Origin of the sequence: Novimethylophilus sp. (assembly GCF_036504375.1) — a bacterium.
GTDB lineage: Bacteria > Pseudomonadota > Gammaproteobacteria > Burkholderiales > Methylophilaceae > Novimethylophilus.
In genome coordinates, this window is record NZ_DASXVH010000066.1 from 17057 (window position 1) to 38560 (window position 21504).

The 21504-nt window shown below is 60.5% G+C and carries 29 protein-coding genes; 12 read left to right on the plus strand and 17 right to left on the minus strand.

The window, feature by feature from the left end; all coding sequences use genetic code 11:
• The first annotated feature begins 33 nt into the window (after nucleotides 1–33).
• From VGK14_RS10280 to VGK14_RS10330, 11 genes are all read left to right on the plus strand, one after another.
• A complete protein-coding gene (locus VGK14_RS10280; RefSeq protein ID WP_331508987.1) occupies nucleotides 34–381 on the plus strand; it encodes a 2Fe-2S iron-sulfur cluster-binding protein in 348 nt (115 codons plus the stop codon).
• 15 nt (nucleotides 382–396) lie between these two features.
• Nucleotides 397–639, plus strand: coding sequence for a type II toxin-antitoxin system mRNA interferase toxin, RelE/StbE family (locus VGK14_RS10285; protein ID WP_331509037.1), 243 nt, complete (start codon nucleotides 397–399; stop codon nucleotides 637–639).
• Between the two features lie 255 nt (nucleotides 640–894).
• Nucleotides 895–2310, plus strand: coding sequence for a nitrogenase iron-molybdenum cofactor biosynthesis protein NifE (gene nifE / locus VGK14_RS10290; protein ID WP_331508988.1), 1416 nt, complete (start codon nucleotides 895–897; stop codon nucleotides 2308–2310).
• On the plus strand, nucleotides 2307–3713 hold the full coding sequence (nifN, locus tag VGK14_RS10295) for a nitrogenase iron-molybdenum cofactor biosynthesis protein NifN (RefSeq protein WP_331508989.1): 1407 nt from the start codon (nucleotides 2307–2309) through the stop codon (nucleotides 3711–3713). Before nifE ends, nifN begins: the two co-directional genes overlap by 4 nt.
• A 19-nt stretch (nucleotides 3714–3732) precedes the next feature.
• Nucleotides 3733–4140 carry a nitrogen fixation protein NifX gene (gene nifX / locus VGK14_RS10300; protein WP_331508990.1) on the plus strand — a complete coding sequence of 136 codons (408 nt, stop codon included), beginning with the start codon at nucleotides 3733–3735 and terminating at the stop codon, nucleotides 4138–4140.
• Nucleotides 4141–4165: 25 nt separating this feature from the next.
• Nucleotides 4166–4651, plus strand: a complete 486-nt coding sequence (locus tag VGK14_RS10305) for a NifX-associated nitrogen fixation protein (protein WP_331508991.1) — start codon at nucleotides 4166–4168, stop codon at nucleotides 4649–4651.
• A 56-nt stretch (nucleotides 4652–4707) separates the two neighbouring features.
• On the plus strand, nucleotides 4708–4905 hold the full coding sequence (locus VGK14_RS10310; RefSeq protein ID WP_331508992.1) for a CCE_0567 family metalloprotein: 198 nt from the start codon (nucleotides 4708–4710) through the stop codon (nucleotides 4903–4905).
• 1 nt (nucleotide 4906) lies between these two features.
• Complete coding sequence (gene fdxB / locus VGK14_RS10315) at nucleotides 4907–5212, plus strand: ferredoxin III, nif-specific (protein WP_331508993.1); 306 nt, start codon at nucleotides 4907–4909, stop codon at nucleotides 5210–5212.
• Nucleotides 5213–5220: 8 nt separating this feature from the next.
• A complete protein-coding gene (locus VGK14_RS10320) occupies nucleotides 5221–5613 on the plus strand; it encodes a nitrogen fixation protein NifQ (RefSeq protein WP_331508994.1) in 393 nt (130 codons plus the stop codon).
• 5 nt (nucleotides 5614–5618) lie between these two features.
• Nucleotides 5619–7271 carry a SagB family peptide dehydrogenase gene (locus VGK14_RS10325; RefSeq protein ID WP_331508995.1) on the plus strand — a complete coding sequence of 551 codons (1653 nt, stop codon included), beginning with the start codon at nucleotides 5619–5621 and terminating at the stop codon, nucleotides 7269–7271.
• Nucleotides 7268–8053, plus strand: a complete 786-nt coding sequence (locus VGK14_RS10330) for an ankyrin repeat domain-containing protein (protein WP_331508996.1) — start codon at nucleotides 7268–7270, stop codon at nucleotides 8051–8053. The genes VGK14_RS10325 and VGK14_RS10330 overlap by 4 nt, the downstream gene beginning before the upstream one ends.
• A gap of 38 nt (nucleotides 8054–8091) precedes the next feature.
• Here the strand turns inward: VGK14_RS10330 and VGK14_RS10335 are convergent, their stop codons facing one another.
• The 10 genes from VGK14_RS10335 to nifV form a co-directional block, all read right to left on the minus strand.
• Nucleotides 8092–8388, minus strand: a complete 297-nt coding sequence (locus tag VGK14_RS10335) for a 2Fe-2S iron-sulfur cluster-binding protein (RefSeq protein WP_331508997.1) — start codon at nucleotides 8386–8388, stop codon at nucleotides 8092–8094.
• A 184-nt stretch (nucleotides 8389–8572) separates the two neighbouring features.
• Entirely contained in the window at nucleotides 8573–9064 is a 492-nt protein-coding gene (locus VGK14_RS10340) for a hypothetical protein (protein ID WP_331508998.1), read from the minus strand.
• 132 nt (nucleotides 9065–9196) lie between these two features.
• The gene (locus tag VGK14_RS10345) at nucleotides 9197–9520 is read right to left on the minus strand and encodes a (2Fe-2S) ferredoxin domain-containing protein (protein ID WP_331508999.1); all 324 of its coding nucleotides are present in this window, start codon (nucleotides 9518–9520) and stop codon (nucleotides 9197–9199) included.
• A gap of 141 nt (nucleotides 9521–9661) precedes the next feature.
• The gene (locus VGK14_RS10350) at nucleotides 9662–9958 is read right to left on the minus strand and encodes a ferredoxin family protein (RefSeq protein WP_331509000.1); all 297 of its coding nucleotides are present in this window, start codon (nucleotides 9956–9958) and stop codon (nucleotides 9662–9664) included.
• Nucleotides 9955–11253: an FAD-dependent oxidoreductase gene (locus VGK14_RS10355; RefSeq protein WP_331509001.1), complete on the minus strand. Its 1299-nt coding sequence runs from the start codon at nucleotides 11251–11253 to the stop codon at nucleotides 9955–9957. The genes VGK14_RS10350 and VGK14_RS10355 overlap by 4 nt, the downstream gene beginning before the upstream one ends.
• Nucleotides 11254–11255: 2 nt before the next feature.
• Entirely contained in the window at nucleotides 11256–12347 is a 1092-nt protein-coding gene (locus tag VGK14_RS10360; RefSeq protein WP_331509002.1) for an electron transfer flavoprotein subunit alpha/FixB family protein, read from the minus strand.
• 109 nt (nucleotides 12348–12456) lie between these two features.
• Entirely contained in the window at nucleotides 12457–13302 is an 846-nt protein-coding gene (locus tag VGK14_RS10365; protein ID WP_331509003.1) for an electron transfer flavoprotein subunit beta/FixA family protein, read from the minus strand.
• Between the two features lie 134 nt (nucleotides 13303–13436).
• On the minus strand, nucleotides 13437–13772 hold the full coding sequence (gene nifW, locus VGK14_RS10370) for a nitrogenase-stabilizing/protective protein NifW (RefSeq protein WP_331509004.1): 336 nt from the start codon (nucleotides 13770–13772) through the stop codon (nucleotides 13437–13439).
• A 20-nt stretch (nucleotides 13773–13792) separates the two neighbouring features.
• Entirely contained in the window at nucleotides 13793–14542 is a 750-nt protein-coding gene (gene cysE, locus VGK14_RS10375; protein ID WP_331509005.1) for a serine O-acetyltransferase, read from the minus strand.
• 9 nt (nucleotides 14543–14551) lie between these two features.
• Nucleotides 14552–15712 carry a homocitrate synthase gene (nifV, locus tag VGK14_RS10380; RefSeq protein ID WP_331509006.1) on the minus strand — a complete coding sequence of 387 codons (1161 nt, stop codon included), beginning with the start codon at nucleotides 15710–15712 and terminating at the stop codon, nucleotides 14552–14554.
• 123 nt (nucleotides 15713–15835) lie between these two features.
• Here nifV and VGK14_RS10385 point away from each other — a divergent pair, with 123 nt between their 5' ends.
• Nucleotides 15836–16063 carry a hypothetical protein gene (locus VGK14_RS10385; protein WP_331509007.1) on the plus strand — a complete coding sequence of 76 codons (228 nt, stop codon included), beginning with the start codon at nucleotides 15836–15838 and terminating at the stop codon, nucleotides 16061–16063.
• Between the two features lie 140 nt (nucleotides 16064–16203).
• Here the strand turns inward: VGK14_RS10385 and fdx are convergent, their stop codons facing one another.
• The 7 genes from fdx to VGK14_RS10420 are packed head-to-tail and all read right to left on the minus strand — an operon-like array spanning nucleotide 16204 to nucleotide 21417.
• The gene (fdx, locus tag VGK14_RS10390) at nucleotides 16204–16542 is read right to left on the minus strand and encodes an ISC system 2Fe-2S type ferredoxin (protein WP_331509008.1); all 339 of its coding nucleotides are present in this window, start codon (nucleotides 16540–16542) and stop codon (nucleotides 16204–16206) included.
• Nucleotides 16543–16599: 57 nt separating this feature from the next.
• Complete coding sequence (gene hscA / locus VGK14_RS10395; RefSeq protein WP_331509009.1) at nucleotides 16600–18477, minus strand: Fe-S protein assembly chaperone HscA; 1878 nt, start codon at nucleotides 18475–18477, stop codon at nucleotides 16600–16602.
• Nucleotides 18477–19007, minus strand: a complete 531-nt coding sequence (gene hscB, locus VGK14_RS10400; protein WP_331509011.1) for a Fe-S protein assembly co-chaperone HscB — start codon at nucleotides 19005–19007, stop codon at nucleotides 18477–18479. Before hscB ends, hscA begins: the two co-directional genes overlap by 1 nt.
• A 4-nt stretch (nucleotides 19008–19011) precedes the next feature.
• Complete coding sequence (gene iscA / locus VGK14_RS10405; protein WP_331509012.1) at nucleotides 19012–19335, minus strand: iron-sulfur cluster assembly protein IscA; 324 nt, start codon at nucleotides 19333–19335, stop codon at nucleotides 19012–19014.
• A gap of 16 nt (nucleotides 19336–19351) precedes the next feature.
• Nucleotides 19352–19699, minus strand: a complete 348-nt coding sequence (gene erpA / locus VGK14_RS10410) for an iron-sulfur cluster insertion protein ErpA (RefSeq protein ID WP_331509014.1) — start codon at nucleotides 19697–19699, stop codon at nucleotides 19352–19354.
• A gap of 23 nt (nucleotides 19700–19722) precedes the next feature.
• Nucleotides 19723–20142, minus strand: a complete 420-nt coding sequence (gene iscU / locus VGK14_RS10415; RefSeq protein WP_331509015.1) for a Fe-S cluster assembly scaffold IscU — start codon at nucleotides 20140–20142, stop codon at nucleotides 19723–19725.
• A gap of 27 nt (nucleotides 20143–20169) precedes the next feature.
• Nucleotides 20170–21417 carry an IscS subfamily cysteine desulfurase gene (locus VGK14_RS10420; protein ID WP_331509016.1) on the minus strand — a complete coding sequence of 416 codons (1248 nt, stop codon included), beginning with the start codon at nucleotides 21415–21417 and terminating at the stop codon, nucleotides 20170–20172.
• Between the last annotated feature and the right edge of the window lie 87 nt (nucleotides 21418–21504).

Below are 21504 nucleotides of genomic sequence, written 5' to 3' on the forward strand. Positions count from 1 at the left end.
TGAATGCTGACGGCTGAAGCCAAGGAAAAAATCATGGCCAACATTACCTTCAGCTCCCCCAAGATGAAGAAAGACCTGACGGTCTATGCCACCGCCGGAAATTGCAGCACGCTGCTTGCCGTCGCCAAGGAACACAAGGTGCCGATTGAATTCGAGTGTGAAAACGGCGAATGCGGCTCCTGCCCGGTAGAGGTCGTCATTCTCGCCAATAAACAGCCCATGGGCATGCACCTGACCGAGAAGGAGAAGACCGTGCTCAAACTCGCTGGCAAGATCACCAAGCAGCAGATCGAAGATGCCGAGTTGAAGGATATCCCGCCACCGTGGCGACTGGCATGCCAGTTTATCGTGCGTAACGAGGATATCCTGGTCAAATTTTAGGACGTATTCACACTAATTTCCGCCTCCGCTCTCTCTCACAAGGAGAGGGCCGGAGAACAGTTCAGAAACAAGCTGCAAGAGCGGCTGATCAACCCGCGCGTTCCGGCTTTAAGGCTTGCCGGACAAAACGACCGCTATAAAATCAAACTCAGAAGCGTCGGCTACCGCCTGTACGAAATCCGCGACAGCGAGTTGGTCGTCATTGCAGTCGGCAAACGCGAACGCAATGCGGCTTACAAGGCGGCAGCGAAGCGATGATCGGCATGCGGAAGCGAAAATGACTCCGACCCTGAGGTTTCCGAACATAGCGTACCTATGATCGAGACGTAGTTGATGCAGGGTGGGCATGCTACGTTCTGTTCAACCCACATCAACTGAAGATGGTAGGGTTTGTCGGATTTGCGACGTAAGCCGTTTCTGTAAATATTTATATAAAACAATTATTTAAAATAAAACATTGCGCTGGCATGGTGTTTGCAGTAGTTGTGTCATCACAGACACAGGCATTGCATCATGGCATCCCTCAGCGAGAAGGTGCAGGACGTTTTCAACGAGCCCGGCTGCGACAAGAATCAGGCCAAGGGCGAGAAGGAACGCAAGAAGGGCTGTACCAAGCAACTGACGCCGGGCGCGGCGGCGGGCGGCTGTGCTTTCGACGGCGCCAAGATCGCCTTGCAGCCGATCACCGACGTGGCGCATCTGGTACACGGCCCGATCGCCTGCGAGGGCAACGGCTGGGATAACCGCGGGGCGAAATCCTCGGACTCCCAACTTTATCGCACCGGGTTCACCACCGACATCAGCGAACTGGATGTGGTCTATGGCGGCGAGAAGCGCCTGTACAAATCCATCCGCGAAATCCTCGACAAGTACGACCCGCCGGCGGTGTTCGTATACCAGACCTGCGTCACCGCGCTGATCGGCGACGACATCGAAGCGGTATGCAAGGCCGCGACAGCCAAGTTCGGCAAGCCCATCATCCCGATCAATGCGCCAGGCTTCGTCGGCAGCAAGAATTTGGGCAACAAGCTGGCGGGCGAAGCGCTGCTGGAGCACGTGATCGGCACCGAAGAACCCGAATACACCACGCCCTACGACATCAATATCATCGGCGAGTACAACCTGGCCGGCGAACTGTGGCAAGTGAAGCCTTTGCTGGACGAGCTCGGCATCCGCATCCTTTCCTGTATTTCCGGCGATGCCAAGTACAAGGAAGTGGCGTCCTCCCATCGCGCCAAGGCTGCCATGATGGTGTGCTCCAAGGCCATGATCAACGTGGCGCGCAAGATGGAGGAGCGCTACGGCATCCCTTTTTTCGAAGGCTCGTTCTACGGCATCACGGACATGAGCGAATCGCTACGCCAGATCGCCACGCTACTGGTGCAGCAAGACGCGCCGGAAGAGCTGCTGGCGCGTACCGAAAAGGTGATTTTCCGCGAGGAAACCCGTGCCTGGGAAGCGATCAACCATTACCGCAAGCGGCTGGAAGGCAAGAAGGTGCTGCTCATCACCGGCGGCGTGAAATCGTGGTCGGTGGTGTCCGCCTTGCAGGAAGCCGGGCTGGAAATCGTCGGCACCAGCGTGAAGAAATCCACCGCCGAGGACAAGGAAAAGATCAAGGAACTGATGGGCGAGGACGCTCACATGTTCGACGATATGCGGCCGCGCGACATGTATGCCATGTTGAAGGACTCGCGCGCCGACATCATGCTTTCCGGTGGGCGCAGCCAGTTTGTCGCGCTCAAGGCCAGGATGCCGTGGCTGGACATCAACCAGGAACGCCACCATGCCTACGCCGGCTATGTAGGCATGGTGGAACTGGTGAAGCGGATCGAGCAGGCGTTGTACCACCCGGTTTGGGAGCAGGTGCGCAAGCCTGCACCGTGGGAAACACTACCTACTCCTGCTATTGAAGCAAAGGCCGCATGATGGCTACTGTCACCACCAGCCACAAGGCCTGCACAGTCAACCCGCTCAAGATGAGCCAGCCGATCGGTGCAGCGCTGGCCTTCATGGGACTGAAACACTGCCTGCCTACGCTACATGGCTCGCAGGGCTGTACCTCGTTTGGCCTGGTGCTGTTCGTGCGCCATTTCCGCGAGATGATCCCGCTGCAAACCACGGCCATGAACGAGGTCACCACCATCCTCGGCGGCATGGACAACATCGAGCAGGCCATCATGAACATCTGGAACCGCGCCAAGCCGGATGTGATCGGGCTGGCTTCCACCGGCCTGACGGAAACCAAGGGCGACGACGTCGATGCCTATCTCAAGCTGATTCGCGCCAAGCATCCTGAGATCGCTGACATGGCGATTATCTACGTTTCTACGCCGGATTACGTGGGTGCCTTCCAGGACGGCTGGAGCAAGGCCGTGGTGCGCATCGTGCAGGATCTGGCGGTGCCGTGCAGGGTCAAGCAGATCGACCGCGTCAACGTGCTGCCGGGCTCGCACCTGACGCCGGGCGATATCGAGGAAATCCGCGAGATCATCGAAGCCTTCGGACTCGACCCGGTGTTCATCCCGGATATCTCCGGCTCGCTGGATGGCCACATCCCGGACGACTTCACGCCCACCATGTTGGGCGGGACGACGCTGGGACAGCTGCGCACCATGGGCGCGGCAAGAGCTACCATCGCCATCGGCGAGCAGATGCACGCCGCGGCCATCGAGCTGGAAATGAAGACCGGCGTGCCTTATACCGTGTTCGATCGGCTCACCGGGCTGGAGGCCAACGACCACCTCCAGCAACATCTTTTCGCGCTGTCCGGCAAGCCGGTGCCGATGAAATACCGCCGCCAGCGCAGCCAGTTGCAGGACGCCATGCTGGACGCGCATTTCTTCACCGGCGGCAAGAAGGTCGCCATTGGCGCCGAGCCGGATTTATTGTGGTCGCTCGGCAGTTTTCTGGCGGAAATGGGCTGCGAACTGACCGCCACCGTTACCACCACACACTCCCCGCTACTGGAAAAACTGCCGGCAGAAGAAGTGCTGATCGGCGATCTGGAAGACCTGGAAACGCGCGCCAGGGATTGCGACCTGCTCATTACCCATTCGCACGGACGGCAGATGGCGGACAGGCTGAAGCTTCCCTTCCTGCGCTTTGGCGTACCAACCTTCGATCGCCTGGGCGCCGCGCACAAGGTGATAGTGGGCTATCGCGGCACGCGCGAACTGGTGTTCGAGCTGGGCAACACCTTTCTCGCTGACGCACACGAAGCCACTCCCGACACCTGGGCAGAGCCGAAAAACGATTGCACATCCGGGGGTGGCTGCGCCAATTGTCACGGGGCAGCCGATACTGCACATCCGCAGGCTGCATTTGGTTAAACCAAGAAAGGAAACAAGCATGAAAGTCGCTTTTGCCACACAGGACCTGAAACGGGTAGACGCCCATTTCGGTTGGGCCAAGAACATCGCCATTTACGAGCTGTCACCGCAGGGCTGGAGCCTCATCAAGGCCGTGCAGTTCGACGGCGACCTGCAGGAAGACGGCAACGAGGACAAGCTGGCACCCAAGCTCGAAATCATCAAGGACTGCGCCCTGCTCTATGTCGCGGCCATCGGCGGCTCGGCGGCGGCGCGCGTGGTGGCGCACAAGATCCACCCGGTGAAAGTGGCCGGCCCGGAACCTATCGAGGAAGTGCTGGAAAAACTCAAGGACGTACTCAACGGCACCCCGCCGCCATTCCTCAGGAAAGCGCTGATGCGCGACCAGGAACGCGTCTTCGACTTCGACGAGGAAGAAACGGTTTAACTCTTTTAGGAATCAGGAGAATCACATGACAGCCGCCGCAGTTACCGCCCCCCCCACCGAAACTTGCACAGACCCGTGGGAATCGTCCTTCGTCCAGGAACTGGTCAAGCAATGGCGCGCCCAGGATACGCACGGTGCCTGGGAAGGCAAGGATAACGCGACCCTCCTCGCCCCCTACATCATCACCAAGGAAAAGCGCCGCGAAATGCCCATCATCGGCGACCCCGACCCGGAAACCCTGTGGCGGCTGGAGCTGTTCTACAACGCCGTCGGTCTCGCCATCGAGCGCGAAACCAGAATCATGGTATCGCCCATGATGAAGATGCACCACGAAGGCTTCGGCAAGATAATCCTCACCGCCGGGAGGCTAGTGGTGGTCAACAAGCAGCTGCGCGACGTGCATCGATTCGGCTTCGAAACCATGGAAAAGCTGGCCGCCGAGGGCGAAAAATTTGTGACCGCGGCAGTCGAGATGATTCGGAAGTTCCCCGAAGTCGCAAACTATGGATGAAAACTGCTGCGGTGACCATCCTCGCTACGTTTTCAAAATTTAATTAGGAGCACCCCATGAGCGATATCGAAACCATCAAGGCCGAGGTGAAGAAACTCAATGCCCAAGCCACGCAGCTCAAGATGGACCTGCACGATCTGTCGGAAGACCTGCCCACCGGCTGGGAGAAAATCCCGGAGGTGGCTGAAAAAACTTTCAAGGCATATGGGCAACTCACCGAGGCCCGCAAGAAACTGGCGGTAGCAGGAGGTTGACATGACATATACCGTAACCTTGCCTAGCGGCACCGTCTGGACACCCCAGTTCGCCGAACATATCGCCGAAGAAAAATGTATCGGCTGCGGCCGCTGTTTCCGCGTGTGCGGGCGCGATGTCCTGCAATTGGTGGGCATCGACGATGAAGGCGAGCGCGTCGCGATGACGCTGGGCGACGACGATGACGACGGCGAATATGAGAAAAAGGTAATGACGATCGCTCACCCGGAAAGCTGCGTCGGCTGCGAGGCATGCGCCAAGATTTGCCCGAAGAAGTGCTACACGCATGCTCCGGTGACGGCGTAGAGCCATCCATGCAAGTACAAATCACAACTCGTGCCAGCACCACGTCGGTGCGCATTGACAATCGCACGGATGAGTTCGACGACCTGGTCGAACTGCTGCTGGACTACCGTTGCGATGACAGCGACGCTACCCGCGATCTGGCGGTGTTCATCGCCGCTGCCTGCATGGGAGACAACCACCTGTGGCAGGACATGCGGCTGCCGAACCGCGCGGCACTGACAAAGCTGATGCAGACGCGCTTCCCCGGCCTGTACGCCAAAAACAGCAGCAACATGAAGTGGAAGAAATTTTTCTACAAGCAGTTGTGCGAGCGCGCTGAAATCTTCATCTGCAAATCGCCCTCCTGCGGCGTGTGTGTCGATTACGACAAATGCTTCGTATCTGAGGATGCATCCGGCTGAACGTGATGAACACGGAACTCGCCGCGCTGCAAACCGTCCTCGCCTACCACCAGCGCACCAAACACCGCTTTGAAGCCTATGCGCCCGGCCCGGGAACCCTGGACTGGGACGCGCAGCCGGCGCCGTTCCGCCGCTTTGAAGGCGCGACCGGCGTCGCCTTGCCTGCGCTGGCCGAAGCCATGCGGGACGCAAGCCTGACGGCAGCATTGCGGCGCCCGTTCGCCGATATTGCGCTGCCTGCCGCACCCGTCGTCCCCAGCCTGAATGCGTTGAGCGTGCTATTCCAGCTTGCCCTCGGCATCACCGCCTGGAAGTCTTACGGACCGGAGCGCTGGGCAGTGCGCGCCAATCCTTCCAGCGGCAACCTGCATCCGGTCGAGGGCTATGTTTTCCTGCGCGGCATCGCCGGCATCGCGGATGGCCTTTATCACTACTGCCCGGACACCCACGCGCTGGAATGCCGGGCCGGCTTCGAACCCGCCGACGGCCTTGCCCAGCCGCAGTTGCTGGTCGGGCTGAGCAGCCTGATGTGGCGCGAAGCCTGGAAATACGGTGAGCGCGCTTTCCGCTATTGCCAGCTCGATACCGGCCACGCCGTCGGCGCGTTGCGCTATGCCGCCGCGCTGCTGGGCTGGCCACTGACCGAACTGCGACAGGTCGGCGGCGCAACGCTGGCGCACTGGCTCGGACTGGATCGCGCGCAAGACTTTCCGTTCCCGCGCCATGCCGCCACCGAGCGGGAGGAGGCTGAAATCCTGCTGTCCATGTCGCCCGGCCCTGTGGATGTTGCCGCGCTGGAACAAGCTTGCGCCGCTGCGCGCTGGCGCGGTCCGGCCTCGGCCATCGATCCGCATCCGGTGTACGACTGGCCTGCCGTCGAAGCAGTGGCGACCGCCACGCGACGCACCGCGCAAGCCGCCGTATCGAGGCTGCTCCTGCCGGACATCCTGCCATCCTTCCCGCGCGGCCGCGACATCGCCGCCGCCCAGGTCATCCTGCAACGCCGCAGCGCACAGCGCTTCGATGTGCGCTGCGTGATGCCGCAACAGGATTTCTTCGCCCTGCTCGACGCCGTGTTACCGTCCAACCGGGCGCCATGGGACGTCCTCGCCACGGCGCCCCATATCAGCCTGGTATTGTTCGTGCACCGCGTTGATGGCCTGCAACCCGGCCTTTACCTGCTAGCGCGTGTCGCGCGCCTGGCGGCGCTGTTGAATGAATCCCTGGATGCGCGCTTCCTGCGTGCGGCGGTCGATGAGGCCCCGCCGCATCTCGGCCTGCAACTGCTCATCCCGGCGCCACTGGCGGAGCTGCACCGTGCCGCGCGCAGCCTGAACTGCCATCAGGATATCGCCTCGAACTCCTGCTTTGCGCTCGGCATGCTGGCGGAATTCGACGCTGTCGTCTCACCCGATCCGGCAGCCTACCGCGACCTCTACCGCGAGGCCGGCCTGATCGGACAGGTACTCTACTTACAGGCCGAAGCGTGCGGCCTGCGCGGCACGGGCATCGGCTGCTACTTCGACGACCCGTTGCACGACTTGCTCGGGCTGGATGGCAACCGATTCCAGAGTCTTTACCATTTCACCGTTGGTCTGCCGCTGGACGACCCGCGCATCGAGACTTCCATCCCTTTCGACATGAGCCCAACACCATGACGACCGCATTTCAACGTATCAGCCCGGCGCAAGCCGCCGACCTCATCCGCCGTTCGCGTGCCGGTATCCAGCCACTGGCACTGTTCGATACCCGCGACGAACGCAGTTACCGCCATGGACACCTCACCGGTGCCGACCGACTGACCGAACAGGGTTTCGGCGACATGGTGGCCATTCTGCCGAAAAATATCCCGGTGATGATCTACTGCTACCACGGCAACGCCAGCCAGGTGTATGCCGGCATGTTCGCGGATTTCCGTTTCAGCGAGGTGTACAGCGTGGACGGCGGCTACGAGGCGCTGGCCCCTGCCCTGCCCGATCCACCTGCGCTGAGCTCGCGATCAAGCAGAGAATTGGCCGATTTCATCACGAAATACCACTTCAACCCGGCCAACCTCGACAGCCCGTGGGATTTTGCCCTGACCCCGCTGATGCGCGCCGCGCTGCTTGGCCGCGACGACCTGGCCGAGGAATTGCTGGCACACGGCATCAACCCCCACCTGCGCAATAGCGACGGCAACAACGCGCTGTGGCTGGCCTGCGTCCCCGGCAATGCCGTTCTGGTACAACGGCTGATCGATGCCGGCATAAACCTCGACAACCGCAACCTCACCGGCGCTACCGCACTGATGTACACCGCATCCAGCGGAAAACCGGAAATGATGACGTTATTGCTGAAAAGCGGTGCCAACCCGCTGATCCGCACCGACGACGACTACCTGGCCGTGGAACTGGCGGCGACGGCGGAGTGCCTGCAGTTGCTACGACACACCGCCGCCTGAGAAGCCGTTGCTGCGGCAAACGACCGCAGCAACGTTATTCAAACAAAGCTCAACACTTCGACTGTTACATCCCCTTCACCAAGAATAGCTTGGCAAGCCAAGCGCGACTTGGAACCGACACCGACGATGGTATCAAGCTTCTCGTTTTCCACACGCTGGATTTTGGACAAGCTCTTGCGGCCTTCCTGCACGAAGATATGGCAGGAACCGCACTCGGCCTTGCCATCGCACTTATGCTCGATGTCCGTCCCTGCGGCAAGCAGAGCTGCAAGTATGTTGCTACCGGCGGCAATTTGTATGGTCTTGCCGGAAGGCTGAATAGTGACGATTGGCATTGCTTTCACTCCTTGGTTGAATTGTTGTTGGGTTTGTCGCAAATAGAACACGACGGTATGCGAAATTAGTGTGAACACGCCCTGGTGCACAAGGGCTAAAAGCAAACGACGTACCGGCTTTGCAGCCGGAAAGCTGGTACTGCCACCTGCGGTATCGGGTGAACAACATTACGCAGCTACATCATCAAACTGCCTGCGCGGCACCCGCTGCGTAGGCCTCGATCACCGAAGCGCCGACCGAATCCCGCGGATCGATCTCGCGCAGCTTGGCGAGTAGCTGACGCGCATCCTCTGCACGCTGCTGGCGCAGGCGGATAAAGGCCAAAGCTTTCAGGCTGAACAGGTAGAAATGCTGCGGGGCGTCCACCCGGGCCCAATCGCAGGAGGCGTTGCCCAGCAGCCTCCAGTCGGAGGGAATGTGCGCTTGGCGGGCGGCGGCATCCAGCGCCAGGCAGGCGGCGCGTTCGGCGTCGCCCAAACGATTGTGGTTGAAGTAGAACTTGTACAGGGTGTAATACACGTGCAGGCAGTCGGGGGCGGCGGTTTGCGCCCGCCACAGCAGGGATTCGGCCTCGCGCCAGTCGCCGGCCGCGGCTACCGCGGCGGAAAGATAGCCTGCCACGCGTGGCGGCAAGTCGTCGGTGGCGACGATGCCCTGCGTCGTTACAGGTCTCATACAAAACATCCAAGCGATGGGAGTGCAAGGCGCGAAACATGGGCAAAATGGGAGTTTACAGACGGACAAATGAGGATTTTGGCCATGTTTCGCAACACCGCAAGCGTGAGCGACGTGTTTTGCATTCCTTACTTACCAGACACTTTCAGGGGCCATCAGTCGCTTGATGACCTTATCCCCTAGCAAATGCTCGTCGATGATGGCGGCCACATCGTCTTTGGTGACACCGCTATACATCACGCCCTCGGGGTACACCAGCACGTTGGGGCCGCAGTCGCACGGGCCCAGGCAACCGGAATAGGTGACGGAAAACTTGTCCCACAGGTTGCGCGCCTGCACCTGCTGCCAGAATGCCTGCAACACTTCGTTGCCGCCCTTGGCTTGGCAGGAGCCGCGCGGATGGCCAGGCGGGCGGGGCTGGTTACAGACGAAAACATGTTTGGCGGGTTTTGGCATGATGCCTCCTTAAGTTTTTAAAGTTACATGATTCGCTTGCGGCTGGTTTTCACCCCATCCCCTTGCAAAGGGGATGGCCGGGACGGAGTGATAGCTTGTTCGTTTGCACAACTTTCGCCCCTCACCCCTGGCAACAAACAATCAACCAAACTTGAACAGGATGCCGTAGCCACCGCGCGGGTACTCCCACTCCACGTTGCGGTGCTCGTCGCAGATGATGCGGCAGGTGCCGCATTCCAGGCAGCCGTCGCTGATCACCGTCACCCCGCCGTTGCCTTCCATGGTCCAGCAGCCGGCCGGACAGCACACGATGCAGGCGCGCTCCCGACAGTCATTGCGGCATTTGTCCTCATCGAGGATGCTGATATGCGGTCGGCCGGAATCGACCTTGTAACGGTTCTGGAACAGTTTTTCCTCGACCTTGACCACGATGCTCATTCGAATGCCCTCCATAACTTGAACGTGTCGCCTACCAGACCGAACAGCGAACGGCGCTGGCGGAAACTCTTACCGATTTCGCGTTCCTTGGATTTCTTGTCCACGCCGTCCACCGTGAGCATGGTGCGGGCGGCCTTGGATAACAGTTCCGGGTAATCGTTAAAGAACTGCGGATTAGTGTGAAACACGCCCGGCATGTTCTTGTATTTCTTGAGGTCCTTCATCACGAAGCTCTCGTCCAGCTTCGCCTTGTAACGCTTGAGGTTGGCGGCGCCGAACGCCCTGCCTTCGTTCTTCAGCTCGATTAACGTATCGGCGGCGTGCATGCCGGTGGTCATCGCCAGGTTGGAGCCTTCGCGGTGCACCGCGTTGACGAACATGCCGGCGTCGCCGACGATCATCCAGCCGTCGCCATAGAGATCCGGCATGGCGTTGTAGCCGCCTTCCGGAATCAGGTGGGCGGTATATTCCTTCATCTCGCCGCCCTGGATTATGGGCGTGATCGCCGGATGCGCTTTCATCTGCTCCAGCAGTGCGTAAGGCGTGGTCTGCTGCGTCTTGAAGTCGGACAGCATGCAACCCACGCCGATGGTGATGGACTCGCGGTTGGTGTAGAGAAAGCCGGTGCCCATCATGCCCTTGGTAATCTTGCCCACCATTTCGATCACCACGCCCTCGTCGCCGGTGACGTTGAAGCGCTGCTCGATCAGTTCCTGCGGCATGAAGTGGATTTCCTTCACCGCCAGCGCCACGTCCTTGGGATGCAGCTCAGGGTGGAAGCCGGCCTTCCTGGCCAGCAGCGAATTCACCCCATCGGCCAGGATCACCGCGTCGGCGTAAATCTCGCCGCCCTGGCGGTCGGTCTGCACGCCGATGACGCGGTTGCCGTCCAGCAGCAAGTTGGAAACCGTGGTTTCGCAGATCAGCAGCGCGCCGGCCTTCTGCACCCGCTCCGAGAACCACTTGTCGAACTGCGAACGGATCATGGTATAGCGGTTATAGGGCTGCTTGTTGAAGGTATCGGAGCGGTAATGCGAGCCGATATAGGAGTCATCGTCCAGCACCCACATGCGCTGTTCGATGATGTGGCGCTCCAGCGGCGCATCATCGCGGAAGTCCGGAATCAGTTTTTCCAGCGCGTCGGAATAGAGGATGGCACCCTGCACGTTCTTGGAGCCGGGCGATTCGCCGCGCTCGATTTGCAGCACGCTCAAGCCCGCGTTTGCCAGCCGATAGGCCGCCGCATTGCCGGAAGGCCCGGCGCCGACGACGATGACATCAAATTTTTCGGCCACAATTAACCTGCCTTTCTTGCGGTTGCCAGATGCACCCGGAATGCCTCGGTCAGCGCCGGCAAGATGGTCATGGCGTTGCCGACGATGCCGTAGTGTGCGAAATCAAAAATGGGTGCATTGGGGTCGTTGTTGATGGCGATGATGACGTCCGAGGCATCCATGCCGACGCGGTGCTGGATCGCCCCGGAAATCCCGGCGGCGATGTAGAGCTTGGGGCGCACCGTCTTGCCGGACTGCCCGACCTGGCGCTCCAGATCGACCCAGCCCGCCTGCACTACCGGCCGCGTGGCACCGACCTCGGCCCCCAGCACCAGCGCCAGATCCCAGATCAGCTTGAAGTTTTCCGGCTTCTTCATGCCGCGCCCGCCGGAGACGATGATGTCGGCGAACGGCAGTTGCGGCTTGTCCTGCATCTCGTCGGGGATGAATTCCAGAACCTTGGTGATAATCGAGCTTTCCACCATGCCCAAGGGAGCTTCCAGGATGCGGCCAGTACGTGCGGCATCGCGATCCGGCATCGCCATCACGCGCGGCCGTATGGTCGCCATCTGCGGGCGATAGTTGAGGGTCTGGATGGTGCACAGCAGGCTGCCACCAAAGGTCGGTCTGGTTGCCAGCAGACTGCGCGCTTCCATGTCCACGTTAAGCTCGGTACAGTCCGCTGTCAGCCCGGTCTTGAGCGTGGTCGCCACGCTGCCGGCCAGGTCGCGGCCCAGCGTGGTCGCACCCAGCAGCAGAATTTCCGGCTGGTATTTGTTGACCAGGTCGGTCAACCCCTTGGTGTATGGCTCGTTGCGATAATCGGTGAGCAGCAGGTCTTCGATCAGGTAGCACAGATCGGCGCCGTGAAAGAACGCCTCGTGGCAGAAGCTGCGCGTGGCATCATTCGGCACCCCCATCACCACCCCGGCCAGTTCCACACCGAGATTGTCGGCCAGTTTGCGGCCCTCGCCCAGCAGTTCCAGCGAAACCGGGTGGATCGCGCCGCGCTCGTGTTCGACGAACACCCAGATGCCCTTGTAGGCCTTGAGCCGCTCGTCCAGCTCGACGCGCTTCTTGCCCACCGGCTTTTTAGGTTCGGTTGTTTCGCTCATTGTTTCATCCTTCTCATGTACTTTGTTGTACCGCAGGCGGTCTCGCCCGCATTGCCTGGCACGAGGTGGGCTCACGGCTCGCTCGCAAAGGCGTGGGCTCGATCACGCTTTACCCTGCCCTTTTCGCTATTTCCCGCTCCAGCTTCGGATGCTTGGTGAACATCTTGGCCAGCAGGGTCACGCTCAAATCCTTGGGGTCGTTGCTCTCGCACTGGATGATCTCGGCCTTGACCGCGCGAGGTGTCGGCGCGAACACCTTGGAAACGACGGTGGGCGAACCCTTGAGACCGGTCTTGGTGGGATCCTCGATGCCCGCCAGTTCCTTGTTCCATATCTTCACCGGATAGCGCGAGGCGCGGAACATGTTGGCCATGGTCGCAAACCGCATTTCGTTGTTGCCTTCCAGCACCGTGATCAGACTGGGAATGCGCGTCTTCAGCACCTGCACGCCGCCTTCCGAACGGCGCTCCACGACGATTTCCTTCTTTTCCACATCCAGCTCGCGCACCTTGGAAACGTAAGTCAGCAACTGCATGTCGAGCCTTTTTGCAATGCCGGGGCCGACCTGCGCGGTGTCGCCGTCGATGGTCTGCTTGCCGGTAAACACCAGGTCGACCGGCATATCCTTGTGAATCTGGCCGATGGCCGAGGCCAGCGCGTAGCTGGTCGCCAGCGTATCGGAGCCGGCGAACACGCGGTCGGTCACCAGCACCGCATCGTCCGCGCCGTAGGAAATGGCTTTGCGCAATGCCGCCTCTGCCATCGGCGGACCCATGGTCAGCACCGTCACTCGCCCGCCGTACTGGTCCTTGAGGCGTAGCGCTTCTTCCAGCGCATAGAGGTCATAGGGGTTGACGATGGCCGGCACGCCCTGGCGCATGATGGTGTTGGTCACTGGATGCACGCGAATTTGCGCGCTATCCGGGACTTGCTTGATGCAGACAACGATATGCATGTCTCGCTCCGTGAATTGCCTTACCCTGACTACAGCAACCTCCATGCCAAACTGGGCATGATGCTATTTTTACAAATATTTCAATAAGTTATAAACTGGTGACGGCGCTTTGCACTTTGTCGCAAACCCGACAATCAGACGCGGCGCTCTTCCAAAGTAGTCTTGAGTTTCTTCACGCTCACGGTCTGCACGCCTTCCGCGTCCTGAAACACCTTGAACACCTTCTCGGTGACGGCGTTGGACTGCACGAAGTCCTGGTAGGCATGCTGCAGCCTATCCTTGTAGGCAGCACGCTCCTCTGCCTCCGGCAAATCTTTCTGCACCGGGTCGTGGCCGAGGTACTGCTGAAAGCGCTTCAGGATGTGCAGACGGTTCACATGCACCACCTGCGGGGCATAGTCCACGCCCAGAAAATCGAGAAATTCTTCGGCCGCAGAAAACTTCTGCATGGTGTCGAGTAGTTGGCTCATGATGGCTCCAGGTTGAAAATTCAATGTATCGTGACGATGCGGGCGTTGTTAGCCGGGGTGCCGGCCTCCACCAGGTCTTGCCTACCCGCCGCCTGTTCGCGCTTCAGCATCACCAATTGCGCTTCCAGGTCGTCGATACGGCCCAGCAGCGTCGCCACGGCCCGCCCCACCGGGTCAGGCATCAGATGATGGTCAAGGTCGATGCCGCGCTGCGGCTGGCGGCGCTGGTCTTCCGGCAGCACCACGCGGCCGGGAATGCCGACCACGGTCATACTTTCGGGGATATCGTGAATCACCACGGAGTTCGCACCTACCCGCGCCAGCTTGCCAACCGTGACCGGTCCCAGGATCTTGGCGCCGGCGCCTACCATGACGCCATCGCACAAGGTCGGATGGCGCTTGCCGGGGTTCCACGAAACACCGCCCAGAGTCACGCCGTGATACAGCGTTACGTCGTTGCCGATTTCCGCCGTTTCGCCGATCACTACGCCGCAACCGTGGTCGATGAAAAACCGTCTGCCGATGGCGGCACCCGGATGGATGTCAATCTGCGTGAACATGCGGGTGAAATAGCTCAGCCAGCGCGCGGCGAAGCGCAGGTCGCGCTTCCACAGGCCGTGTGCCAACCGATGGGCAACGATCGCGTGCAGGCCGGGATAGGTCAGCAGCACTTCCAGCCGGTTGCGCGCCGCCGGGTCGCGCTCGAACACGCAGTTCAGATCCTCCCGCAGTAATTGCAGCAGGGAAGGCTGGTGTGTAGAGGTGTCCATGGCCTGCTCCTATTGTCCCGACGCCTGCACCTGCACTGCTTCCAGGTACAGGCGCATCAGGTCTTCGGTTTGGGGATTGCGCTTGGTCGCGTTGGCGAACTGGCGAATCCGCGCCAGCACCTGCGGCGCTTCGTTCCCCTGCAGGTTGATGCCAAGCTGCGCGTAAGCATGCTTCACACCGTGGCTGCCGGAATGCTTGCCGAGGACTAATCTGCGGTCACGTCCCACCTGCGCCGGATCGAAGTTTTCATAGGTGGCCGGATCTTTCAGCAGGCCGTCCACATGCAGACCGGATTCGTGCGTGAACACCGCCTCGCCGACGATGCTCTTGTTGAGCGCCACTGCGCGACCGGAAGCCTTGGCCACCAGGTGCGAAATGACCGGGAAGCGCTGCATGTCTACTCCGGTTTCGATGGCGTGGATGCGCCACAGCGCCATCACCACCTCTTCCAGCGGGGCGTTGCCGGCGCGTTCGCCCAAACCATTCACGGTCGTGTTCACGTGGCTGGCGCCGGCCAGCACGGCGGCAATGGAATTGGCCGTGGCCATGCCCAGATCGTCGTGGGCATGGATTTCGATTTCGAGGTCGGTAGCAGCGGCAAGGCGGGAGATACGCCCATGCGTGGCGAACGGGTCGAGCACGCCCAGCGTATCGGCATAGCGGAAGCGGCGCGCCCCGGCGGCCTGCGCGGTTTCGACCACCTGCAGAACAAAAGACTGATCGGCGCGCGAGGCATCTTCCCCGCCCACCGATACCTGCAAGCCGAGATCGACCGCCTTGCGCACGAAATAAGCAACTTGCGCCAGCACCCAGGTGCGGTCGCGGCGTAGTTTTTTCTCGATATGCAAATCGGAAACCGGCAGCGAAAGGTTGACCATCTCCACGCCGCACTTTGCGCATGCGGCCAGGTCGGTTCCCGTCATGCGGCCCCATACCATCAGACGGCTCGGCAGGTTCAGCGCGGCGATGGCGCGGATATCACCGATCTCGGCCCCGCCCATGGCCGGGATACCCACCTCCAGCTCCGGCACGCCGGCATCGGCCAAAGACCGGGCGATCGCCAGTTTTTCCACACGGCCAAACGCCACCCCGGCGGTCTGTTCGCCGTCGCGCAGGGTAGTGTCGTTGATGATGGGATTGGCTTGTCGCATGGCTGGCTCGGCTGTCATTTGAACTTAATCAAGCATCTGCCGTGCCAGCCTGAGGGTAAGTCAATTTATCAATACAAATCATCAGGTTGTGAAACATCCACACCTGCACCAGAATTGTCCGGTTTGCTACAAGCATCGGCAATGCTCACGCCCAGAAAATCCGCCACGATCACACGGGCATGCAGTGCCACGCCGCTGCTCGACACCCATATCGCCCTGTGGGTCGCTGCGGCTACCGAAACCCTTCCTATGCATCATGCCGACCCGTTCGACCGGATGCTGGTTGCACAGGCAGTTACGGAACCGCTCAAATTGCTCACACACGACAGTACCGTGGCGAAGTACGGCGATGTGATTGTATTAGTTTAGGTAAACGCAACTCGGCATAATTACTCTTATGCCTCTGAATCTCTCTAACATGGAAGATGAGGTAATCTTTCTCAAGGCCATCAAATATCTAGTTAACTCATGAAGATCGGTGCCGAGCGAGTTCGGTTTGTTAGACGCTCTTACTCGTACTCCCGCGCGTGGTTGAGGCTGTAGCGCGGCAGTTCGACGGTGAGCGGGGTTTGCCCGATCCTAACCTGACAGGCCAGGCGGGAGGTGGGCGTCAGCCCCCAGGCTTCGTCCAGCTGGTCTTCTTCCTCTTCGCCGGCCGGAGCCAGCGACGTGAAGCCCTCGCGCACGATGACATGGCAAGTGCTGCAGGCGCACACGCCGTCGCAGGCATGTTCAATTTCCACCCCGGCGGCCAGCAGCGCGTCGCACAGCGCCTTGCCTGGCTTGGCCTCGAAGACGAGGCCATCCGGGCAGGTATTGGGATGAGGAAGGACGTTAATGATCGTCATTGCAGCCCCTCACCCCAACCCTCTCCCGCGAGAGGAGAGGGAGTGCATTGGTTATGATCATAGTTCGATATTTTCAATTTGTTTCCCCGACAGCGCCTTGCGGATGGAAGCATCCATGCGGCGGCCGGCGAAAGCGGCAGTGGCGGCATTGAGCGCTTCAGTGACCTGGCGCAACGATTCCAGGCTGTTCGCATCGCCCATCAGCAGAATTTCGGCAAGCTCGTAAATCTTGCTCCAGATCGCGTCCCACTCGGGTTTGCTGAGCAGTTCGTGCCCATCCTCGGCCATTGCGGTTTCGGTCGCGTCCAGCAGGCGCCGCGCATCCACCTGGGCCTCGCGCAGGGCGCGCATGCGCTTGTCATGCTCGGCATTGGAAATGCCGGCGGTAAGCATGCCGGCAATTTCGGCATCGGTAAGGCCATAGGAAGGCTTCACCGTAATGTGCGATTCGACACCCGTGGTCTGTTCCCGTGCCGATACCGACAGCAGGCCGTCGGCATCCACCTGGAAGGTCACCCGGATGCGCGCCGCCCCCGCCACCATGGGCGGAATGCCGCGCAATTCGAAGCGCGCCAGCGAGCGGCATTCCGACACCAGTTCGCGCTCGCCCTGCACCACGTGGAAACTCATGGCGGTCTGGCCGTCCTTGAAGGTGGTGAAGTCCTGTGCCCGCGCCGAAGGAATGGTGGAATTGCGCGGAATAATCTTTTCGCTCAAACCGCCCATGGTCTCGATACCCAGCGAGAGCGGGATCACGTCCAGCAGCAGCAGTTCGTCCCCGCCTCCATTTCCAGCCAGCGCGTTGGCCTGGATGGCAGCGCCCAATGCTACTACCTTGTCCGGGTCGAGATTGGTGAGCGGTTCACGGAAAAAGAATTCGGTCACCCCCAGCCGCAGATGCGGCATGCGGGTGGCGCCGCCTACCAGCACCACGCCCTGCACCTCCTCCACCTGTAAGCCGGCATCGCGTAAGGCACGGCGCACCGGGCTGAAAGTTCTGGCCAGCAGCGGCTTGGTCAACTCGACGAACACCTCGCGGCTGAGGATGGCGTCAATCGGCGCACCGTCCGACAACACGCAGGAAAATTCCGTGGCCGGCGCATCGGTCAGGCGCTCCTTGGCGAGACGGGATTCGGTGAGCAGCAGGCGGGCGTCTTCCGGTCCCAATATCGGCAGTTTGAGTATTTCCACCAGCCAGCCGTATATGCAGCGGTCGAAATCGTCGCCGCCCAGTGCCGAGTCACCGCTGGTAGCAAGCACCTCGAACACCCCGCGCGTGAGGCGCAGGATGGAGAAATCAAAAGTCCCGCCACCCAGGTCGTAGACGCAGTAGATGCCTTCCGATGCGTTATCCAGTCCGTAGGCGATGGCCGCGGCGGTCGGCTCGTTGAGCAGGCGCAGCACGGACAGGCCGGCCAGCCGCGCCGCATCCTTGGTGGCCTGGCGCTGGGCATCGTCGAAATAGGCGGGAACCGTAATCACCGCGCCGGACAACTCGCCGCCCAGGCTTTCCTCGGCGCGCAGGCGCAGCACCTTGAGGATTTCGGCGGAAACTTCGACCGGGCTGAGTTCGCCCGCTACGGTCTTGAGCTTGACCATGCCGGGGGCCTCGACGAACTGGTAAGGCAGGTTGGCCGCGTCGGCGATGTCGGCCGCGCCGCGCCCCATGAAGCGCTTTACCGAGACGATGGTGTTGCGGGGATCTTTGGCTGCGCCATCGCGCGCCTCCCAACCCACGCCCACCTCACCGCCGGAGCCGTAGCGCACCACCGAGGGCAGCAAGGCGCGGCCTGAGGCGTCCGGTAGCACTTCCGCGGTACCGCTGCGCACCGAGGCCACCAGCGAATGCGTGGTGCCAAGGTCGATGCCGACCGCCAGCCGGTGTTGATGCGGCGCGGCGCTCTGGCCGGGTTCGGTGATCTGGAGCAGTGCCATTAGCTATCCAACCGGTCCAATGCGTCGTCGATCTCGACGCGCAGTTTTTCGTAGAAACGCAACTCATTGACCCGCTGCGCGGCAGCGTCGAAATCTCCGCGTTCATCCAGCGCCACCGCCAACTCTTTCTCGTGCACGACGACCTTGTGGCGCAGGCGGCGCGACAAGGCTTCCAGTGCTGCGGCATTGCTGGCGCCCCGCGCTTCCTCGATCGCCTCGCGCCACTCCATCTGCGCCATCAGGAATGCCGGCGCAACAGCGGCAGAGGCGTCGGCTCCGGATTTTCCGGCCAAACCGATCAGGCATTGCGCGCGGCTGGCCGGATGGCGCAGGGTGCGATAGCCGTCATTGACCGCAGTGGAAAGCTGCAGCGCCATGCGCTGCTCGTTTTCGGTGTGGCTGGCATGGCGATCCGGGTGCACCTCGGCCTGCAGGCGCCGGAAAGACAGCTCCAGGCTGTTCAGATCGATGGCGAAGCGCGGCGCCAGGCCAAACAGATCGAAATAGTTGGTACCGCTCAGGTTCTCCATGACGCTAGACACTGAAACTCTCGCCGCAGCCGCAGTTAGCCTTGGCGTTGGGGTTGTTGAACTTGAAGCCTTCGTTCAACCCTTCCTTGGCATAATCCAGTTCGGTGCCGTCGAGGTAAACCAGGCTGGCAGGATCGACCAGCACTTTTACCCCGTTGCTGTCGAAAATCATATCTTCCGGCGCGGCCTCGTCCACGAACTCCAGCGTGTAGGCCATACCGGAACAGCCCGAGGTCTTGACGCCGACACGCAGGCCGATGCCCTTGCCACGGCTGGCGAGAAACTTCTGCACGCGCGTTGCGGCGGTTGCAGTCAACGTAACAGCCATGTCGATTCTCCTATCTCTATACCGAGAACGAACTGCCACAACCGCAGGTGGAGGTGGCGTTGGGGTTGGTAATGACGAAGCGCGCGCCTTCCAGGCCTTCCTGGTAATCGATGGTGGCACCCACCAGGTACTGGAAGCTCATCGCGTCGACCAGCAACGTGACGCCGTCCTTTTCCAGCACCGTATCGTCTTCGGCGACCTGGTTGTCGAAGGCGAAGCTGTACTGAAAGCCGGAGCAGCCGCCGCCGGTGACGTAGACGCGCAGTTTGAGACTGGCGTCGCCTTCCTCGGCGAGCATCTCGCTGACCTTGCCGGCAGCGTTGGAAGTAAAAATAATGGGATCGAGCGTGGCGGTTTCGGACATGTCCTGATCTCCTGAAATGGGTTCTATGCGGCAGACTTGCAGGCCACGTAGCCTTCAGTCTCGGTGGCGTTCTTGCTGCGGTAATCGTTAATGGCAGCGCGAATGGCGTCTTCGGCCAGCACAGAGCAATGGATTTTCACCGGTGGGAGAGCGAGCTCCTCTGCGATGTTCGTATTCTTGATCTCCAGCGCCTGGTCCAGCGTCTTGCCCTTGAGCATTTCCGTGACCAGCGAGGACGAGGCGATGGCAGAACCGCAGCCGTAGGTCTTGAACTTGGCGTCTTCGATGATGCCGTTTTCACCCACCTTGATCTGTAGCTTCATCACGTCGCCGCAGGCGGGTGCCCCCACCATGCCGGTACCGATATCTGGGTCTTCCTGGTTGAAAGAGCCGACGTTGCGCGGATTTTCGTAGTGATCCAATACCTTGTCGCTGTATGCCATGATGTTCTCCTGTACCAGTCAGCTGTTTCAGGCCGCCACTTTTTCGGGGCCGCGATGTGATTCCGTGCCATGCGCCCAACTCACGGAGGAAAGGTCGATGCCGGACTTGAACATGTCCCACAGCGGGGAAAGGTCGCGCAGCTTGCCGATCTTTTCCTTGATCAGCATGATCGCGTACTCGATATCCTCCTCGGTGGTGTAACGTCCGATGGAGAAGCGGATCGAACTGTGCGCCAGTTCGTCCTCGCGGCCGATAGCACGCAGGACGTAGGATGGTTCCAGGCTGGACGAAGTACAGGCCGAACCGCTGGACACCGCCAGATCCTTAACCGCCATCATGAGCGACTCGCCCTCGACGTAGTTGAAGCTGACGTTGAGGTTGTGCGGAACACGCTGGTCCATGTCGCCGTTGAGATAGACTTCTTCGATCCCGGACAGCCCGGCCCACAGCTTGTCGCGCAGCTTGCGGATGCGTTTGTTCTCCAAAGCGAGCTCCAGGCCGGCGATGCGGAACGCCTCGCCCATGCCGACGATCTGGTGCGTGGGCAGGGTGCCGGAGCGGAAGCCGCGCTCGTGGCCACCGCCATGCATCTGCGCTTCCAGACGCACGCGCGGTTTGCGACACACGTACAGGGCACCGATACCCTTGGGGCCGTAGGTCTTGTGCGCGGAAAAGCTCATCAGATCGACCGGCAGCTTCGCCAGGTCGATCTCCGTCTTGCCGGTGGCCTGCGCGGCATCGACATGGAACACGATGCCTTTCTCGCGGCAGATGTTGCCGATGGCTTCGATATCCTGAATCACGCCGATCTCGTTGTTGACCAGCATCACCGAGGTAAATATGGTGTCCGGGCGGATTGCTGCCTTGAATGCTTCGAGGTCGATCAGACCGTTTTCCAGGGGCGAAAGATAGGTTGCGCTGAAGCCCTGGCGCTCCAGCTCGCGTACCGTATCCAGCACCGCCTTGTGCTCAGTTTTGACCGTAATGAGGTGCTTGCCCTTGCCGGAGTAGAAATGCGCCGCGCCTTTAATGGCAAGATTATTCGATTCCGTCGCGCCGCTGGTCCAGATGATCTCCTTGGGGTCGCAGTTGACCAATGCAGCCACCTGCTCGCGGGCAGTCTCGACGGCTTTTTCCGCTTCCCAGCCGAACGCATGGGAGCGGCTGGCCGCATTACCGAAGTGTTCGGTGAGATAAGGAATCATTTTCTCAGCCACACGCGGATCGACCGGAGTAGTAGCGGAATAATCGAGATAAATTGGCAAGTGCTTCATGAGTTATGTCCCGAATGGGTCGAGTTAACTCAGTAAAAGCAATCCTTATGCCACCGACAGGAACATGTACAACAAATTGAATTTTAA

Excerpts from the sequence above, each read along its gene's own strand:
- VGK14_RS10280 (WP_331508987.1), top strand. The coding sequence starts at position 34 with ATGGCCAACATTACCTTCAGCTCCCCCAAGATGAAGAAAGACCTGACG.
- nifE (WP_331508988.1), top strand. The coding sequence starts at position 895 with ATGGCATCCCTCAGCGAGAAGGTGCAGGACGTTTTCAACGAGCCCGGC.
- nifN (WP_331508989.1), top strand. The coding sequence starts at position 2,307 with ATGATGGCTACTGTCACCACCAGCCACAAGGCCTGCACAGTCAACCCG.
- nifX (WP_331508990.1), top strand. The coding sequence starts at position 3,733 with ATGAAAGTCGCTTTTGCCACACAGGACCTGAAACGGGTAGACGCCCAT.
- VGK14_RS10305 (WP_331508991.1), top strand. The coding sequence starts at position 4,166 with ATGACAGCCGCCGCAGTTACCGCCCCCCCCACCGAAACTTGCACAGAC.
- VGK14_RS10310 (WP_331508992.1), top strand. The coding sequence starts at position 4,708 with ATGAGCGATATCGAAACCATCAAGGCCGAGGTGAAGAAACTCAATGCC.
- fdxB (WP_331508993.1), top strand. The coding sequence starts at position 4,907 with ATGACATATACCGTAACCTTGCCTAGCGGCACCGTCTGGACACCCCAG.
- VGK14_RS10320 (WP_331508994.1), top strand. The coding sequence starts at position 5,221 with ATGCAAGTACAAATCACAACTCGTGCCAGCACCACGTCGGTGCGCATT.
- VGK14_RS10325 (WP_331508995.1), top strand. The coding sequence starts at position 5,619 with ATGAACACGGAACTCGCCGCGCTGCAAACCGTCCTCGCCTACCACCAG.
- VGK14_RS10330 (WP_331508996.1), top strand. The coding sequence starts at position 7,268 with ATGACGACCGCATTTCAACGTATCAGCCCGGCGCAAGCCGCCGACCTC.
- VGK14_RS10335 (WP_331508997.1), bottom strand. The coding sequence starts at position 8,388 with ATGCCAATCGTCACTATTCAGCCTTCCGGCAAGACCATACAAATTGCC.
- VGK14_RS10340 (WP_331508998.1), bottom strand. The coding sequence starts at position 9,064 with ATGAGACCTGTAACGACGCAGGGCATCGTCGCCACCGACGACTTGCCG.
- VGK14_RS10345 (WP_331508999.1), bottom strand. The coding sequence starts at position 9,520 with ATGCCAAAACCCGCCAAACATGTTTTCGTCTGTAACCAGCCCCGCCCG.
- VGK14_RS10350 (WP_331509000.1), bottom strand. The coding sequence starts at position 9,958 with ATGAGCATCGTGGTCAAGGTCGAGGAAAAACTGTTCCAGAACCGTTAC.
- VGK14_RS10360 (WP_331509002.1), bottom strand. The coding sequence starts at position 12,347 with ATGAGCGAAACAACCGAACCTAAAAAGCCGGTGGGCAAGAAGCGCGTC.
- VGK14_RS10365 (WP_331509003.1), bottom strand. The coding sequence starts at position 13,302 with ATGCATATCGTTGTCTGCATCAAGCAAGTCCCGGATAGCGCGCAAATT.
- nifW (WP_331509004.1), bottom strand. The coding sequence starts at position 13,772 with ATGAGCCAACTACTCGACACCATGCAGAAGTTTTCTGCGGCCGAAGAA.
- cysE (WP_331509005.1), bottom strand. The coding sequence starts at position 14,542 with ATGGACACCTCTACACACCAGCCTTCCCTGCTGCAATTACTGCGGGAG.
- nifV (WP_331509006.1), bottom strand. The coding sequence starts at position 15,712 with ATGACAGCCGAGCCAGCCATGCGACAAGCCAATCCCATCATCAACGAC.
- VGK14_RS10385 (WP_331509007.1), top strand. The coding sequence starts at position 15,836 with ATGCTCACGCCCAGAAAATCCGCCACGATCACACGGGCATGCAGTGCC.
- fdx (WP_331509008.1), bottom strand. The coding sequence starts at position 16,542 with ATGACGATCATTAACGTCCTTCCTCATCCCAATACCTGCCCGGATGGC.
- hscA (WP_331509009.1), bottom strand. The coding sequence starts at position 18,477 with ATGGCACTGCTCCAGATCACCGAACCCGGCCAGAGCGCCGCGCCGCAT.
- hscB (WP_331509011.1), bottom strand. The coding sequence starts at position 19,007 with ATGGAGAACCTGAGCGGTACCAACTATTTCGATCTGTTTGGCCTGGCG.
- iscA (WP_331509012.1), bottom strand. The coding sequence starts at position 19,335 with ATGGCTGTTACGTTGACTGCAACCGCCGCAACGCGCGTGCAGAAGTTT.
- erpA (WP_331509014.1), bottom strand. The coding sequence starts at position 19,699 with ATGTCCGAAACCGCCACGCTCGATCCCATTATTTTTACTTCCAACGCT.
- iscU (WP_331509015.1), bottom strand. The coding sequence starts at position 20,142 with ATGGCATACAGCGACAAGGTATTGGATCACTACGAAAATCCGCGCAAC.
- VGK14_RS10420 (WP_331509016.1), bottom strand. The coding sequence starts at position 21,417 with ATGAAGCACTTGCCAATTTATCTCGATTATTCCGCTACTACTCCGGTC.